A 15377-nucleotide genomic window follows, 5' to 3' on the forward strand; every position below is an offset into this window, starting at 1 on the left:
TTTTATTTCATTCTCTATTAATACGCGCACACGCCCCTACTTCACCACCATCACAATCCCCTTTTCCTTTTTCACCGGTTCCTCTTCCAGTTGGTACGTGCAGGTCCATACAAAAGTGCCGGCCTGTAATTGCCCGCCGCAGGTCCCATCCCACCCTTTGCGGATATCTGTCGTTCTGAAAATGGGCTGCCCCCAGCGGTTGTAAATAGCAAATTCATACTTGGCCAGGTTGCCAAAGATCAATGGTTTGAAGAGGTCGTTCTGCCTGTTGTTATTGGGAGAAAAAGCATTGGGAATATATAGCCCTTTCATACAATCCTTCATTACAATCTCCACGGTATCTTTTCCTTTACAATGGTACTGGTCGCTCACCTCCAGCCAGTAAACGCCCGCTTTGGTAACGAGGATCGAATTACTGGTACTGCCCGAACTCCATAAATAAGCAGCAAAAGCGCCGGCAGGTGTAAGGGTGTGTTTGCTATAACTGCAAATGGTGGTATCAGCAGGCAGGAAACCAGCCGGCAGCGGCACCATCCTGTCTACCACAACCGTATCGGCGCCGGTACAACCATGCTGATCTGTAACCTCCACCGCATACTGGCCTGGCTGTGCCGCCGTTACTGTACGGCCGGTATGACCGGTATTCCAGGCATACAGACTGTAACCGCCCGGATCCAGCAGGCGTGTGGCACCTTCACACAAAGGAGCATCTGCTCCCAGGCTGGGCGCAGGGTTGGTGAATACCTGCAATACCCTGAAGGTATCTGCCGACTTACAGCCATTGACCGCCTCCCCTTTCACCCAGTAAGTGCCGGCAGTAAATACCGTGAGTTGTTGGGCCGTGCTGCCATTGCTCCATTGATAATGGTTAAAACCGGGGCCTGCATCCAGCACCAAACTGTCGCCTGCACAAAAGGACGCATCGGCACCCAGTGCGATGGGTGGCGCCTGGTTCACCTTCACCCGGATAGAATCATACACAAAACAGCCGGCTGTTTTTTCTGCACTCACATAATACATCGTATCCATGAGTGGCGCTACTTTGATGGATTGTGTATTGAGAGCACTGATACGGTAATTGGGATACCAGCTATAATTAAAGAAAGAAGCCGGCGCCGTAATTGTGATGGTATCTTTTTCACAGATGGTTATTACATCCGTGCCAATATCAAAAGGGATGGGTGGATGCGGCTTCACCTCCAGTGTATCCCGGAAAGGATTGCCACAGGAATCTGTGACCAGCACATGGTAGATGCCGGGCAGTGTTACCTTCAATACAGAATCAACCGAACCATCCTGCCATTGGTAAGAAGCATAGCCTTTGCGCGCATTCAGTTGTATGGTATTGCCGGGACAGATGATGGTATCATTGCCCAGTCGCACCGGGCCATTTGAACGGCGTACGATTACCTTAATAGAATCTGTAAGCAGTGAGCAGCCTTGCACGCTTCCATACAGTTTAAACTCGCCCGGATTTTTGAAATTGAACTGGAATACAGAATCATTCACCGCCCGGAATGACTGAACATACGTCGTGTCATATTCCAGGAAGGGAAAGGTACCGCAGCCGGGATTCTTCCGGGCTTTGAGCGTCAGTGAACCGGATACGCAGATCGTATCGGCCGAAGCCAGCAAGGATAACGTATCACAATGTGAGACCTGCCGGCAGGCAGGCAGCGCATAAGGCACCGTATTCCATGAAATAAGGGTCTTGTTGGTGCTTTCAGAAAGGTCATTGGAGCCAATAGACTGTATTCCATAAATGTCTGGCTCCAGCTTGTAGGGCTCTATATAAGTACCAAAATCATCCCACCCCAGGCAATTGGAAGCCGTGTCGGAAATATGCAGGTTGAGGAATTCAATCTTGTTGATATTCGAAATACTATCGCCCAGCAGTTTCACCACCAGGTCGCTGCCATCCGCCAGGCGGAGCGCAGTATTTTCAACGGGCATCCCCTCTCCGAGGTAATGCTTACGCCGCTGCTTCAGTATCTGTCCATTCTTAAACTGTACATAATAGGCATCGGCCGTATAGCCACTTAAAACATGCAGCATACTGAATACGCCCGATCCGTCTTTAAAGACCGTTATGCGGGTATTGTAATAATTACTTTCATAGGGATTCCTGAAACAATAAGCCCGTACAAAATTGCCCAAAGGATCAAGCTCCACCACCCCTGCATGGTACAGATCGGCCGTATCAATCGTCCAGGTCGCACGGTAATACTTGTACAACTTGCCAACAAGCGCATAATTGCCATTATCCAGCTTTACCACCTGTTCTCCGCTTAGGAAGCCCAGGTTAAAATTCGAGGCGTCTATGGGTTTGAAAAACTTCGTTGAGATCGTATCGCCGGTATTCTTATTGATCCGGTACATACTGAAGCTGGTGCCATTATAAGGCAGGTATCGCGCAAAAGAAACCAGCTCATTTTGTTTTATATCGAAGCCGATAGGTCTGTCAAAATTGGCTGACCATAAGGTGTAGTACCTGCTCCAGGCAATCGTACCATCGGCAGCGCTGAGCCGCGTAATATTGTAACCATCGGCCCAGTGCGGACTGGAAAGAAAAATATCGCCGGTATAAGGGTCCTGTTGCAGGTCCTGTATATAAAAATAGTCGGCACTACCGCTACCGCCCACCTGCCACAGCCGCGACCGGTACGTTTTGCTCCAGATTATATTACCGGTATTATCTGTACGGGTAAATATCACATCGTTATTTTGGGTAACCGGATTATGGGTAGCGCCTCCCAGCAGAAAAGAACCATCCTGCAGTTCAACCAGCTTATAATAATTAATAAAACCGTAGTTGACGTGATTCACAGTGTCGTATAAGCGGTTCCAGTGAAGCGTGCCGCTATCTGTGCATTTCATTAAGAAACCACCACTCCGGTAAGGCGGATTCCGGCTTGCCCATTCTCCGCTGATCAATACATTGCCATCGGAAAGTAAGAGTGAATTGGTTACATAATACGTCATCGTATCTTCCTGCAGAAAATAACGGCCGGCCGTATCAAAACATACGGCCATGGTGCGGGCAAGTGCCGCAGGCAAGGATATATTGGCTACCGGTTGCTGAAGTCGTTTTGTATCGCGGTGAGGTGAATGCGATACGCCCGCCTGTTGGGGAAAGAGTGGTGATGTGTTCTGAATGCTTCTCCTGTTCAAGGTGCGCAAACGGTGCAGGGAATCTATTGTCCGTGCATTACCCCTTCCGGGCAGCAGGTCCTGCGCCAGGCTACAGCCATGTACCAGGAGCAACAGGACAATAAGCAGGTTTGGTTTTCGCGGGTTCATGTTTTGGGCGTGTCCATATCCGTAAAACGGCCTATGCAAACTGTTCAAATATATGCGAAAACAGGGAAGTTTCAAATGACCAGACGGTTACCTTTTACCCTGTGCCGGTCACTCATTTTTTATTGTCCAATATCTTCCTTGCCCTGAATAAATGGTCCGCCGTCTGCAGCAATTTATTCAGCAGCCGGCTGTTATAACCCGGATGGGTGCTGATGAATGCTGAAACGGTAGCGGCTGCCCGCTCACTTTGGTACATGCCCAGGGTGGCCTGCAGCCAGTTGTAGGGGAAGAAAATATCGCCGGTACGCTGTATGTCTTCCAGTAAGTCCAATGAAGGCATAATGTATTGCTCAGCGCCATTTCCCCGCAAGGGATGATGCAGGTAGGCTACGGCGGTATTCACCCATGCTTCCTTGCGCCTGTTCTTTACATCCTTCAGTGATTCAAAAAAGCTGCCCCTGACCTTCTCATCAGCAGCCAGCGATGGCATCAGGAACTCCAGCCTTGCCTTTTTATCGGGGTTCTCTGTCCGCGCCAGTTGTTCTTTCAATATCTCCCCTGCTGCGGGATGGTTCCTCAGCGCCAGCCCGGCAGCGAGGTCGGTATAATCATCCTCCGTCAGCTTTACGCCTGCCGGTGGTTGTTTATGATTCCAGGTATTGTACATACTGTTCCGGGCTGCTTCACTCGCTGCTATGCCTGTCCAGGCTTTGAAAAACTGCTTCTTCATATTGGGTTTACCGGCATTATTCATCATCTTCAGCAGTTGCGCTTCTACGATCACCTGCAACTCACTACGCTTTGCCGGTGATAGATAAACCCAATAAATATTATTCAGCTCATTCAGTAATAACTGGCTGATCAGTTCCTCTTTTTCAATCGACAGATCTTTCAGGATAACCAACATCCAGTTTTCCGGCGTCACGTCTCTGCCTTCGATCACATTCTCATACAGGTTGACATAATTGAATGCCCGCAATACAGGGTCTTTGATCTGCCAGATAGTTCCTGTTGTTGTCGTATCTATATTGAACAATCCATACGTATTGCCCTTTACATCCGTGAGGAACTGGTTGATCGCTGGCCTTCCCGGCCTATTGACCCAACTGTCGTTCCATGATTGCAGGTCTTCTGTAGTATGGCTATCAAGGATGGTGATCAGGTCGGGCCAGGTGGCATTATTAAAAGCATACTTACGCAGGTATTCCTGCAAGCCTTTCTGCAGTGCGGGCGAGCCAATCAGCCGCTCCAGTTGCAGCATCATGATGGGCGCCTTGTGATAAATGATATTGCCGTATAACGAGCCCGCCTCATCGAGGTTGTCCAGCGGCTGGCGGATGGGGTTGGCGCCCCGGGTACGGTCTACGCTATACGCAGCGGGATAATGATCGATCATAAACTTCAGGCCGGCATTATTATCGGGCAGCATGACGCCCGCAATTTTATCGGCCATAAAATTGGCAAACACTTCTTTCATCCATACGTCATTGAACCATTTCATCGTCACCAGGTCGCCAAACCACATATGGGAAGTTTCATGCGCTATCAGGGTGGCCCGCCGGATCAGTTGCGTACGGGTAGCGCTGCTGTCGAGGAACAGGGAATTGGCATTGTACCAGATGGCGCCCGGATGTTCCATGCCGCCAAACTGGAAATCGGGAATGGCGGCAAAGCTGAATTTGCGGAAGGGATAGGGTATACCGGTATACCCTTCGAGGAACTGCAGGGACTGCGCATGCATATCAAAGATGGCCGGGATGCTGGAAGCCAGTTTGACACTGTCGGTTTCCCGGTACAAGAACTCCATCTCACGGCCGCCGGCCATTTTCGTTGCTGTGTTGAACCGGCCCGCCGTAAAAGAAAAAAGATAGGTGGGGATGGTATCTGATGGGCCGAACTGCCAGGCGGTACTACTGTCTTGCGGCGTGGTTTTTACCAGTGGTCCGTTGGACATGGCTTTCCATGCCTGTGGTATGGTGATGGAAAGCTCAAAGATGGCTTTCAGATCAGGCTGGTCAAAACAGGGAAAAGCCGTTCTTGCCCGCTCGGGCACAAACAAAGCATACATATAATCAGGGTTCCTGTTCAGTGCGCTGTTGCCAGCTTCAAATAACAGTTCTGCTTTGTTCTCCCCTTTCTTCAGGCTGCCAGCCGGGATGATAATATGCTCATTCTCATGGCGTACATCTTTCTGATGGCCATTTACCTTCAATGACCGTACACTTCCCGGGGCCTGTTTAAAATCGAGGACGACGTCGACGGTATCACTGCTAAGGGTGAAAAACACCGTTTCAAGGCCCGTAACCGGCTGGTCTTTTTGCGCTGGCAGGGTAAAATCTAGCTGGTACCGGATGCCCGACAACAATGCTTTCCGCTGCCCGGCCAGGGTAAGCGGCACACCGGGCGCAGGCGCTGGTTCAGGAGCCTCCTTACAGGAAACGCCCATCAGCACGATGAAGCAAGAGATAAGGAGCAAACGGGTCAGGGACATAGTATGGGTTTGGCTTGCGAAAAGGGGTTCAAAAATAAGCAATATCCCTTCAGTACAAGACAGCTATCCTAAACCCCTGATAATCTTATATTAGTTCGTCACTAAGAAAAAGGATAATCCAGAGATACTCCACATATAAAGCAGATATATTCCAGAGATATACCGCTTCTAATACATCTGGAATATCTCTGGAATATTTGCATAATATCTGTTTAATATATCTAGTATAAATAATGGATTAGATACGACTAAGGATGGATTACATAGGCCTCAGGTATGGCATACAGGAAGATGCCCCAACGGGAAAGCGGCGCCGGTGTGACGGTCCTGTAGACATCAGTAAAAAGAGGAAATTGCTGTCAGGCTTCGGCCTTCCAGGTCACTTTTTTGTGGGGATATTTCTCAACGTGCTGGTATACAAGGCCCCTGATATAATCATTTTCAGGATAGCGGGTCAGGTAGCCTTTCAGGGAATCTATATCATGTACTGAACAGTCGGATGGCAGGTAGCCCATGCCATAAAAACGGCCTTTTTCTATGAGGATGCAGCTTTGTTCAATGGTCTGCTGGCCTTCGTCGACCACGGCAAACGTAGGCAGGTTTTGGTCCAGGTAATCTACTGCCTGTTGTACCCGTTCATTGTATTCCTGAGCAGTTTCGCGGTGTGCACAGGCGCCCCGGCAGGTATTGTCCAGCAGGCCGGCGCAGAGGCCGGTATCCGTTTGCATGTGGCACAACTTGGGGCACAGCTCAAAGTTCTCCATCAGCCGCCGTAACAGGCGGTGCCCCTCCAGGAGCAGGTTGAACGTATAAATGGGGGTCAGGTTCTTCTTCATTTTATCAATGGCCAGGCGCTGGTACCCACTCCTGTCTTCATACAGGTACAATCCGTAAGCCGGGGTAAAACGTTTCTGGCTGCTGTTATAGGGAGGCCATAGGCGCCTGATCTCTACACTTTCGAGGATAAAGGCCATCAGCTCGGTAGCGCAAGGCTGGTAAGTGATGCTGTAAATATTGCGCAGGAACTCCTGCCGTTGGCGGCCGGCGCCATTGTGGGTAAAATGACTGCGTACCCGGTATTTCAGGTTCTTGGCCTTGCCTACATACAACACCTTGCCTTTCTGGTCATGGAAATAATACACGCCGGGTGTATACGGCAGCTTGTCTACCTCTTCCTTGGGCAGGTGTGGTGGAAGGGATTGCTCTTTGGCCCCTTTTTTAATAAACTGCTGGATATGGGTGATGGCATCATGGCGCAGCAGGTGCTCCAGCAGGCGTACAGTGGCATCGGCATCGCCGCCCGCCCGGTGCCTGTTCTCTATGAAAATACCCAGGCTCTGGCATAAGTTGCCCAGGCTGTAGGATTTGAAGCCGGGGAATACCTTTTTGGAAAGGCGTACTGTACAAAGCTTGCTGGCCGTAAGCTCGTAGCCGGCCTGCGACAGGTGATGCTTCAGGAAAGAATAGTCAAAATTCACATTATGGGCAACGAATACAGCCCCTTCCAGTAAGCCATGTATAGCAGGGGCTATTGCTGAAAAAGAAGGCGCTTCTTCTACCATATCAGGCGTAATGCCCGTCAGCACCTGGATGTAATAAGGGATCGCCCGCACAGGTTTTATCAGGCTTTCAAAGCGCTCCACGATCTTTTCCCCGTCGTGTAACACAATAGCCACCTCCGTTATGTCGTTATTAGCAGCATAACCGCCGGTGGTTTCTATATCTACAATGGCATACATGGGATGATAAAGTTAGGAAGAAGTGCCAGCAAAAAAGTAGGAAACACACGCCGGTTTTTATCCACCGTACCGCCCAACAGGAAGCTGCCAGCAGCTTCTTATCCACATCCGCCCCCTGTGAGGACTTTGAGCAGTCTTAAACCTCAAAATCCATATCTATGCAAAAAATCGACCTACAAGGTGCAGGCGAAACCAGCGTGCTTGCCATTGCCACAGTACTTTATTTTTCAGCGTTGATTCTGTTTTCTTATTGGTTCACCCAAAGTTGATTATTTCGCTGATAATCAATGAGGATAGGTTTTCTTACCCGCAGGAGCCGACTTCCCTGTGGGTATTTTGTATTAGGGAAAATTTAGCTTGCAGGATCAAAAATCCTGTATTACTTTTGTCTCAGCACCGGCCATTAAAACTCAAGCAGCGCTTCAAACGATTGTTGATTTATCCCCTGAATCGTACTACGTATCTTATTGACAGACCGCCCCTGAGATTCCCATCCCTCTGAAGACCGATTGTACAGATCGTACACGTACAATTTCTTAACACACAAAAAAAACACGTAGTCGTATGAAGAAGACTCATTTACATGTAAGTGAAACTACCAAGGTTGTTTTAGTAGCAATCGGTTTCCTGACCCTGATCATGCTTTTGTCTTACCTGTACTGGTACGCTTAATATAAAAGTACCACTGTACCTAACCACAGAAAGCCGCAGGCAACGAGTTTGCCCGCAGTAACCTCTTTTTCTCAGGCGCTCCACGTTTAAAGTGGGGCGCTTTTTGTTTTTTAGGCGAGTAGTAAATGGCAAGTGGCGAGTAGGGCTTTAAGTGTAGCTTGTTAACTAATCGGCCACTAGCCGCCGTCAGTCTCCACCCCACTTGCCATTTCCCACTAGCCACTCGCCTGTTTTCCGTACCTTTGCCGTCCTTTAAGATGATCATACAGATGGAATTAAGTAAAAACTATACTCCCTCGGCAATAGAGGAAAAATGGACCGCGATCTGGAAAGAAAAACGCTATTTCAACAGCAAACCCGACGGGCGCAAGGCCTTCACGGTGGTGATCCCCCCTCCCAATGTAACCGGTGTGCTGCACATGGGGCATACGCTCAATGAAACCGTACAGGATATCCTGGTGCGCAAGGCGCGTATGAGCGGCTTCAACGCCTGCTGGGTACCCGGCAGCGACCATGCTTCCATTGCCACAGAGGCCAAGGTGGTGCAGATGCTGGAAAAAGAGAAAGGCATTAAGAAGCGTGACCTTACCCGTGAAAAGTTTCTTGAACATGCCTATGAATGGAAAGATAAATATGGCGGCATCATTTATCACCAGATCGAAAAACTGGGCTGCAGTGTAGACTGGGACAGGGTATCTTTTACCATGGACCCGGATTATTATAAAGCGGTGATCAAAGTATTTGTAGACCTTTATAATAAGAAACTGATCTATCGCGGCGCCCGCATGATCAACTGGGACCCTGCCGCCAAAACAGCCCTCAGCGATGAAGAAGTAGAGTATAAGGAAATACAGGGCAAGCTGTATTACGTGGAATACAAAGTAGCGAATGCAGATGGCACTCCTTCCGGCGATAAAGGTATTATCATTGCTACCCAGCGCCCGGAAACCATTATGGGCGATACAGGCGTATGCGTTAATCCTACTGACGAACGCTATGCCCACCTGAAAGGAAAGAAAGTGATTGTGCCGCTGGTGAACCGGGCAGTACCCGTGATCTTTGATGAGTATGTAGATAAGGAATTTGGTACCGGCGCTTTAAAAGTTACGCCGGCACATGATATCAACGACTATAACCTTGGCCTGAAACATAACCTGGAGATCATTGATACCTTAACAGAAGATGGCAGGCTGAGCGAAGCCGCGCAGGTATGCGTAGGCATGGACCGTTTTGAGGCCCGTAAAGAAGTGGTAAAGCTGTTGAAAGAACAGGGCCTGCTGGTGAAAGAGGAAGAGTATACCACCCGTCTTGGTTTTTCCCAGCGTACCAGCGCGGTGGTAGAGCCCCGTATCTCTACCCAGTGGTTTGTAGCGATGCGTACACTGGCCGATAAGGCCCTGCTGGCCGTTACCAGTGGTGAAGTACGTATACACCCCGGCGATAAATTCCTGGCGACCTATAAATACTGGCTGGAGAATGTAAAGGATTGGTGTATCAGCCGCCAGTTGTGGTGGGGACAGCAAATACCGGCTTACTATGCACCTGATGGTAGTTTTGTGGTAGCAGAGAGCAAGGAAGCTGCGCTGGAGCAGTTTAAGCAACAAGGAGCACAGTTTACTATTAAAGATCTTACACAGGACGAAGACTGTCTGGACACCTGGTTCTCTTCCTGGTTATGGCCCATTGAAGTATTCAAAGGCGTCACCCAACCCGGCAACCCGGAGATTAACTACTACTACCCTACTTCTGTACTGGTAACCGGTCAGGATATCATCTTCTTCTGGGTAGCACGTATGATCATGGCGGGTATGGAATACATGAATGAGAAACCCTTCAGTGATGTATACTTTACCGGCATGGTGCGCGATAAGCAGGGCCGTAAGATGAGCAAGAGCTTGGGCAACTCACCCGACCTGCTGGAAATGATTGATAAGTCAGGCGCCGATGCGGTACGCTTTGGCATCATGATCTCTTCTCCGGCCGGTAATGACCTGCTGTTTGATGACTCATCGCCAGCTCAGGGCCGCGAATTCAATAATAAAATGTGGAATGCGCTTAAGCTGGTAAAAATATTCGAAGCGCGCCAGGCAACGGAAGCGGGCAACGAGACCGTGCCTTTTGCGGTGAACTGGTTCCAACATCGCCTCAACGAAGCGAAGGCGGATATTGAAAAGTCGTTCGCCGAATTTAAGCTGAGCGAAGCGCTGAAGACCTTGTATTCGCTGATTTGGACTGATTTCTGTAGCTGGTACCTCGAATGGATAAAGCCTGCACCAGAGCAGCCGATCGCGAAAGCAGTATATGAGAAAACGGTTGATTTCTTCTCCGAGCTGATGCAGTTGTTGCATCCGTTCATGCCTTTCATCACAGAAGAGATCTACCAGTTGTTGGCCGAGCGTACCGATGTGCTGTGTATAAAACAGTTTACTCTTGTACAACCTGCCGATAAAACGATGTTGCTGGAAGGCCAATTACTGCAAAATGTGATCACCGGTTTGCGCGACACCCGCAACAAGAACCAGTTGAAGCCCAAAGAGGCCATCAAGTTATGCATCCATACGGCTGATAATACCTTGTACAAAGCCATTGAATCCATCCTTGCCAAACAAGTGAATGCAGATTCCATCACTTATGTACAGGAGCCGGTGCCCAACAGCATTGCAGCCGTTATTGGCAAAGACAAATTCTACATCACTTCCGAACAAGAGGTAGATACTACGCACCAGAAAGCAACCCTGAGCAAAGAACTGGAATACCTCAAAGGGTTCCTCGAATCAGTGAATAAGAAACTGAGCAACGAACGTTTTGTGCAAAACGCCAAACCGGAAGTAGTAAACATTGAACAAAAGAAGAAGGCCGATGCAGAAGCGAAGATAAAGATCATAGAAGAGAGCCTTTCTCATCTGTAATAAGGAAAACAGCGAGTAGGAAGTGGCGAGTAGCGAGTGGGAAATCCATCACTACTCGCCACTCGCTATTTACCACTTGCCTCTTTTAATTCCTCCCCAATAAATTGATCGGCACAATAAACTCCCACACGTTGGCAGAAGGATTGAGCTGGGAAAGGTCCTGCAGGCGGCTATAACGGAAACCAAAAGTTACATTATGCTGGTTCCACCATTTGGTATCAAAAAAGATCTCTGTACCATAAGAGCGGAAATCGGCCTCTACTTTGGGACGCGGTGACCGGCGATAGTCATAATCCTGTACCCGTACGAAATCATAGAACAGGTTGGACCTGATACGCATGAAATACACAATATTGCCCAAGCCCCAGTCGGGATAGGCCAATGCGAGGTGATAATTGGCGCCCAGTTTAAACATGCGGTGCACATTTAAACCAACATACCCCCGGGCAAAAGGAAAAGCGGTAGAGAAGCTTACATTATACAAAGTATCCCGGCCATGGAAAGCGGTGTTGATGATAATATTGTGGTCCCTGCTAAAGCCGGGGAAATACCAGTTGGCATTGGCCACAAACTGATCGCCTTCCACTTTTGTTACAGCACGGGTATAATTCAGGTAAATGGTTTGCGCCAGGTGCGGATAGATCTGCTGGCGGGCCTGCTGTAACTGGTTGCTGAAAGAGATATATGAGCTTACATAATTAAAGGCCTTATTGTCTACCGAATCCTTCCAGGAGCCCCGGTAAAACCGCTGGTTATGGACCAGGTCACTGCCAATTGTCAGCGCCCGGTTAAAACGTCCACTGGTAAGATTGAGTGGCACCTGTAATCCTACACTGTTTTCCCAGGTATTATAAAATACCCGCTGGTTGCTACGGGTCTCAGTGCGGTCAATCGTATACACAGAGCCCAGTCTGATCCATGGATACAAAGCGGCATACGTAAACCGCCCGCCGAATTGCTTGTATTCAAAGTCACGGTTATAATTAAAGTACAGTTCCGACTGCAGGGTATTCAGCACATTCTCCCCGATAATAGAGAACGTATAATCAGGGTCTTCCACAATGGGCCGCCAGCTATGGAAATTGAATAACCTGAATGCTTTGTGGTAAGTGGTAACAGGATATAAAGTAGTATCGGAAGGCAACGCATCCTGCAATACAGTTGCACCAGGCGCCAGTTCCTGCACGCGGAAGATGGAGGGCGCTGCTGCCAAATCATCAGCAGCAACCGGCGTCAGTTGGCTGGCGGCCAATACACCCTGCTCCAGTCGATCCCCCACGGCCGTAAAGCCTGTCCAGGCAAAACGGCCATGCGCTACCTGCAATTGGTAATGACCGGTAGCAGCCGTGGCTGCAGGGGGCGTAAACAGGAAGAGCTTTTTATTGGTGAAGATGAACAGCCTGTCCTGCCCTTTATAGGAAGCCGAAAAGCTGATCGTGTCCTTATGTACCGTGGGGAAACCAATCACATTCATGGAAAAAGGCAGCAGGTATTCAGTGCTTCCATCAACGGTGTTGATCACACCAAGCGACATGGCGCCTTTGGCATTACGCACGGCCGCTACTACCTGTTGGTCGCTATAAAACTTTGGGTACGTATACAGCAGTTGGTCCGGGTTGGGCAGCTTCTTCATCACTGCTCCGTCGGTGCTGTTCAGGATATGCAGCGCTGCCGGTGCGCCGGGGATTACCTGTACCGCTACAATCTGCGTACCGGCTTCATTAATATCGGGAGAGAAATACCAGGACTTATGGGTCAGGGTACGTTGCTGCGCCGTGGTCACATCCAGTAATTTGATCACACTGTAATCTTTCCAGCGCCAGCGGATATCGGGTTCATAAGCGGCATACACTACCCGGCCATTGCGATAGGAGAAATAATTATCCAGGGAAATATCTTTCATCCGCAGTTTATCATCCATGCCTCCCAGCACATTGCGCATATAAAAAGCCGGCACCTTCTTGTAACTGCTGCTGACAAAAATGAGGGTCTGGTCATCCATCCACTGGGGGAATTCTTCATCGGCCACAAAATGGCGGTGTTGCTGTGCCCAGTGGTCCACTGTAGAATCTTTTGCACCGGTAGCCAGAGAAGCCCTGAAATAATCCAATGCTTCCCGGCGGAAGGTTTTATAATCCCGGCCGGTATATTTCTTCACGGCCTGCTGGAAAGGATAGAATAACCCTTTATAGCGTACTGCCTCATCCGTGATCTTGCCCCATACATCAGCACCATACTTTTCGCGGCCATACGCCACCATCATATAGCCCAGCTTATAATGATCGGGCACAAAATCGCGCAGGGAACCATTACGCAGCTTCATCCAGGAATAGTGTTTATGGGCGCTCCACAGGGAACGGTAGCCATTGAAAAAGGAGGGTAACCTTCCCCTGCCCTGTTCGCTCAGGGAGGTCTCCTGGTATACGGCATCCCCTTCCCAGAACCAGTTGGGCACCGCGGCACTGTTCACCAGTTCCAGTCCCTGCTCGCCAAAGAGGTAGTAGAATGCTTTGGAAATACCTTTCCGGAAATTATTGTATTGCTGTACGTGCCGGTATTCATGCAGGGCCAGGGTGCGGTGCCAGGACAGGCTGCCCAGGCCAAAGCTGTTTTGCGGAGGCATTAAGTCAAACTCGCTGCGCCAGGGCCCCAGGCCTACATAACCATTGGAAATAGTCGTTCGGGGCTGCAGTACAATGCTGACCTTACGGAAGTCCTTTCCGAGGGTGGTGGTGGTTTGCTGCCCCAACCGGTGCACGATACCTGCAATTTCAGCAGCCTGCCGCTGGTAGCCGGCGGGGAAAATAACACGCACGGTATCTGTATTGATCTGCTTCCATTGTGTACGCGTAGGATGACCGCCAAATTGCTGGGCCGGCGATAATCCATAAACAAGCAGGGCTAAGGCCAGTAAAGAACATTTTAACATGAGCAGGTTATTAGCAGTATTGATTCGGGAAATTAAGTCTTTTTTCATATCCTAATCTTATATTAAAGTAAACCGGTGGTTACGTATTTTTGGGCATGCTGTCTTTATTAGCTTTATCCCTTGCCCCCGGAATAGCCATCATCTTTTATATTTATTCAAAAGATAAATATGACAGGGAGCCTTTTGAGAACCTCTTTATCTCTTTTCTCCTGGGGGTAGTCGGAACGGTACCTGCTTCGATCATACAAAGAAACCTGCAACCGGAGCTGGACCGGTTTGTGCCCGTCTTTTCCCTTACCTATTACTTTCTCTGGGCGTTTATACTGGTAGCTTTTAGTGAAGAGGGGTGCAAATACCTGGCCCTGCGCCTGTATTCCTATCGCCGCAAGGCATTTAATGAACCGTTTGATGGTATTGTGTATTCCGTGATGGTGAGTATGGGATTTGCCACCCTGGAGAATGTGTTGTATGTATTCCAGCATGGCTTTGCTACCGGCGTATTGCGCATGTTCCTGTCCGTACCGGCCCATGCCTGCTTTGGTGTGCTGATGGGCTACCATACCGGGCTTGCCAAATTCGACCCCGCCAGAGCCTCTTTTCATTTATGGAAAGGCGTATTGCTGGCAGTCTTCTTTCACGGCAGCTTCGACTTTTTCCTGTTCCTGCAGAACAACCCCAAAGTCACCTACTATGTTTCGGAAGCCTTACTGGTCACCAGCGCCCTGGTTTCCTATTGGATCGCCATCCGGCTTTCCCTGCGTGCCATCAAACAACACGAGGCACTTTCCAAACAGGCATTTGATAACCCCAGGGATATACTTTAGTTTTGATATATGAATGATGAATTAGTAATCCGGACAGCCGGTATTGATGACCTTGCTACGATTGGATACCTTGCCCAACAAATATGGCCCGGCACCTATAGCTCCATCCTGTCGCCGGAACAGCTTCAGTACATGATGGACCTGATCTATAGCCCCGACTCCCTGCAACAACAGATGGTACGGCATAAACATCTATTCCTGCTGGCCGAGCTGGATGAAGAGCCCGTAGGCTTTGCTTCTTATTCCCCGCTCAAAGAGGCCGGCGTGTACAAGCTGCACAAATTGTATGTACATCCCAAAACACAGGGGAAAGGCATTGGGAAAAACCTGATCGACTTTATTACTGATCATGTTTCCACCTCCGGCGCAAAGGTCCTGCGCCTGAATGTAAACCGCCACAACAAGGCCCGGCAGTTCTATGAAAGATTAGGCTTCGTCGTTACCAAAGAAGAAGATATAGATATTGGCCACGATTATTATATGAATGACTATGTGATGGAGAAAAAGTTATAA

The 15377-nt window shown here is 49.2% G+C and carries 7 protein-coding genes; 3 read left to right on the forward strand and 4 right to left on the reverse strand.

Annotated elements, in window-relative coordinates; genetic code table 11:
- Nucleotides 1–36 precede the first annotated feature (36 nt).
- From HB364_RS30945 to HB364_RS30955, 3 genes are all read right to left on the reverse strand, one after another.
- Nucleotides 37–3300, reverse strand: a complete 3264-nt coding sequence (locus tag HB364_RS30945; RefSeq protein WP_167292318.1) for a T9SS type B sorting domain-containing protein — start codon at nucleotides 3298–3300, stop codon at nucleotides 37–39.
- Between the two features lie 112 nt (nucleotides 3301–3412).
- Complete coding sequence (locus HB364_RS30950; protein ID WP_167292319.1) at nucleotides 3413–5791, reverse strand: M1 family metallopeptidase; 2379 nt, start codon at nucleotides 5789–5791, stop codon at nucleotides 3413–3415.
- A 359-nt stretch (nucleotides 5792–6150) separates the two neighbouring features.
- Nucleotides 6151–7530 carry an exonuclease domain-containing protein gene (locus HB364_RS30955; RefSeq protein ID WP_167292320.1) on the reverse strand — a complete coding sequence of 460 codons (1380 nt, stop codon included), beginning with the start codon at nucleotides 7528–7530 and terminating at the stop codon, nucleotides 6151–6153.
- Between the two features lie 941 nt (nucleotides 7531–8471).
- On the opposite strand from HB364_RS30955, the gene HB364_RS30960 reads away from it, so the two are divergent.
- Nucleotides 8472–11111: a valine--tRNA ligase gene (locus HB364_RS30960; RefSeq protein ID WP_167292321.1), complete on the forward strand. Its 2640-nt coding sequence runs from the start codon at nucleotides 8472–8474 to the stop codon at nucleotides 11109–11111.
- An 85-nt stretch (nucleotides 11112–11196) separates the two neighbouring features.
- Here HB364_RS30960 and HB364_RS30965 read toward each other — a convergent pair whose 3' ends face one another.
- On the reverse strand, nucleotides 11197–14088 hold the full coding sequence (locus HB364_RS30965) for a hypothetical protein (RefSeq protein ID WP_167292322.1): 2892 nt from the start codon (nucleotides 14086–14088) through the stop codon (nucleotides 11197–11199).
- A gap of 47 nt (nucleotides 14089–14135) precedes the next feature.
- Here HB364_RS30965 and HB364_RS30970 point away from each other — a divergent pair, with 47 nt between their 5' ends.
- Nucleotides 14136–14864, forward strand: coding sequence for a PrsW family intramembrane metalloprotease (locus tag HB364_RS30970; RefSeq protein WP_167292323.1), 729 nt, complete (start codon nucleotides 14136–14138; stop codon nucleotides 14862–14864).
- A 9-nt stretch (nucleotides 14865–14873) separates the two neighbouring features.
- Nucleotides 14874–15377 carry a GNAT family N-acetyltransferase gene (locus tag HB364_RS30975; RefSeq protein WP_167292324.1) on the forward strand — a complete coding sequence of 168 codons (504 nt, stop codon included), beginning with the start codon at nucleotides 14874–14876 and terminating at the stop codon, nucleotides 15375–15377.

The sequence above is a fragment of the Paraflavitalea devenefica genome (assembly GCF_011759375.1).
Classification (GTDB): domain Bacteria; phylum Bacteroidota; class Bacteroidia; order Chitinophagales; family Chitinophagaceae; genus Paraflavitalea; species Paraflavitalea devenefica.